Below are 2,876 nucleotides of genomic sequence, written 5' to 3' on the forward strand. Positions count from 1 at the left end.
TCATGAGAAAGCCCATATAAATGGGTAGAGTACAAGTTGCTGTAGAAGCATTTTTAATTCGTCTGATCACAGATACTTTATAAAGTATTTTAATACTTTTTTGAATCCGTCAATGCGTAAGTCCTATACAATATCTTCCGGTGTAGTGAGTGCAATACCATTAGGTGATGCAAGTAACATCAGTGCTTGGCGGAATAATTTGCCTTGTTCTTGTTTTGCCGCTGTATTGGATTTTTCTAAACCTTGCGCATAGCCTTCCATAAAGCCTTGTACTTTTTCTAATGCTTTTATGGGTGTCATCGCTGGTGACAAACCAAAACCACCATTATTCAACAAATCATCGGGGTTAAATTTGATGTCTTCGATCAATTTACCCACATCTTTTAATGCTTTTAATGGATCTTCTTTTAGGTTGCTTTTCAGACTTGCGACTCTCCCCTGAATCACATCTTTACCATTTTCTTCAATATGATCTATGACAGACTTTAAGTTATCAAAGGCATCTTCGGCATCATTAAAAAATGCTTTAAATTCTTTTACAGTACTTTTGACATCATGTGCGATTGAGCCCATTTCTTTGACAAAACTTTTGCAGTTCTTTAACGCTGCCAATGGGTCTCGACTTAAATCTTCCTTGAACAAATTTAAAGTCGCTTTAACAGCTTCAGCAGTACTTTTGATTTCTAAAGAGTTTATTAACTTCGGCAAACGATTAATCACATTTAATGCATCGGTCTGCTGCTTTACGGCTAAACCGCTCAGCATATTCATGCTCTGATGCCCTTGATTTAAAAGCGACAGAGCTTCAGTAGCAGCAAGATGATCGGCAACTGCTTGATCCTGTGCATAGGTACTAATGAGTAAACCTTTACCTGCACGCATTGCCCCCCAAGCATCCGTTCGCAGCTCAAACCCCTCTCCACGGCCATGGCTACTGTCTTGTTCTTTAGGATGGCTGAGATTACCTAAATTCAGCTGTGTCGCTGCATGACTACTCTGTAATTGGGTACTGATCTGCCCCGTCGTGTCATCAAAGCGTAGTTGGTTAAAGCCTGCTCCCGCAACTTCTTGCGAGCGGATACCACTGAGCTTTTTGGTTTCAGGAAGCTGGCCTTTGAGATCAAACATGGTCTGAGAGCGTTCAGCTTCATGTATTCGTCCTACAACAAAGGGGCGATCCACATCTCCCTCAAAAAAGTCGATGACCACAATCTCACCAATACGAGGATGGAAACGTGCCCCATAACCTTCACCCGCCCATGGGGTCAGTACATCAACCCATGCCGAGTCACTGTCATTATCATTACTCCCTGCTCCACCATCATGACTGTGGTCATCGCTGCGGGTGAACGTAAACCGAACTTTGATACGCCCCCAAGCATCGACATAAATACTTTCACCTTCTGGACCGACCACTTTGGCACGCTGTGGAAACGCAGGTGGCCGATGTAATAAAGGATCATATTCAGGAACCACAGAAATTTGCCGACGGACCACATACAGCTCGCTGGCCTGCCGTTCATCCCCTAAAGATATCCAGCGGCTCGCCGCAAGTAACTTTTCTAATTGAACCAAAATATCTTTGGGTAAATTATTTTGGTTATAAAATGCTTTGCCTAGTATGAGAAATTCACGATCTGTCGTTTGATGTTGATCGATTTCAGGATGATTTTCTAATTCAAACCAATACCCAACTTGTGCATCCCTTACGCTACTGCTGGCGGTAAAATATTTGGCTTGTAATTCCTGATATTGATTGATTTGCCGATTCAACTGATCCAATTGCTGTGTATTTGAAGTGGTCGCCTGATCTGCACCTTTAAGGTCAGTTGTCCAAGCCGAACTTACGGTCCAAGCCTGCTCTAAACTTAAGGTTTCATTGTGCTGTTGCTCACTCTGTGCATGGGCGCTTAAAAGCGGATTACTTTGGTCTTGTGCCAAATGTTGAGCTTGCCAACGCTGCGTTTGAATCGTGGTCGATTGTAAAAAGCGTTCTGCCACAAAACTGGTGATTGTGTCCAAACGTTCCGTGGCATGACTACGATGAAAGCGAATCTTTTTCCGCTCTAAAGCACTATAAGCCTGATTCGTATCAATTAAACGCAGCCGCTGTGCTTGCATTGGTGCAGCCGAAAATGCGACAAATAACTCAGCTTCATCAATTAACCAATTGATCCCTTCACTGCGCCAAAGGCGAGTCAAAAATGCATAATCACTTTCATTCGCCTGCATGGTGAATGGACGTACATCATAAGTACGTGCCAGCCCCTCTAAGTTCAAGCTTAAACTGGCAGCAAACAACGCACTTTTTTTCTGCCATTCACTAAAAATAATCTCGGTCATCTCCCCTACCGATTTATTCATAAAGACACGGCTGTTACGACGCTTATGCCAGAGTGCTGTGGCATCCTCAATCACCAGCTTATAAACCGTCAATGCACCATCACTTTGACCTTGGCTTGCACCTGTAATCACACCAGTCAGGCGACTGAGTTGTCCCAAATCTGTCACTTGATCGACAGCCACTCGGCCGCCTATAAACTGCTTTAAAGCCAAATGAGCATTGGTCGAGAGACAAATAATTTCCGCACGAAAGCCTTGATTGATACGGTGTTGACCTTCAATCCGTTGAATAAAAACTTCGGTGTTTAATGGTTCATTTGAGAAATGAATGTGTAGCGCACGTTTCTGTACGCTAAAGCCAAAGTTTTCCACCATGGCGTGAATATTTTTAAGCATTGTTATTATGTATAGGACTTACGCATTGACTGATTCAAAAAAGTATTAAAATACTTTATAAAGTATCTGTGATCAGACGAATTAAACATGCTTCTACAGCAACTTGTACATTACCCATTTATATGGGCTTTCTCATG

General features: G+C 42.6%; 1 protein-coding gene. It reads right to left on the minus strand.

Annotated elements, in window-relative coordinates; all coding sequences use genetic code 11:
• Positions 1-123: 123 nt before the first annotated feature.
• Positions 124-2,739, minus strand: a complete 2,616-nt coding sequence (locus tag FTT98_RS17555) for a type VI secretion system Vgr family protein (RefSeq protein ID WP_180177607.1) — start codon at positions 2,737-2,739, stop codon at positions 124-126.
• Positions 2,740-2,876: the final 137 nt, after the last annotated feature.

Origin of the sequence: Acinetobacter sp. YH12039 (assembly GCF_013420015.1) — a bacterium.
GTDB classification, from domain to species: Bacteria; Pseudomonadota; Gammaproteobacteria; order Pseudomonadales; family Moraxellaceae; genus Acinetobacter; species Acinetobacter amyesii.

Coding starts and splice junctions, on each gene's coding strand:
- FTT98_RS17555 (WP_180177607.1), bottom strand. CDS start 2,739: ATGCTTAAAAATATTCACGCCATGGTGGAAAACTTTGGCTTTAGCGTA.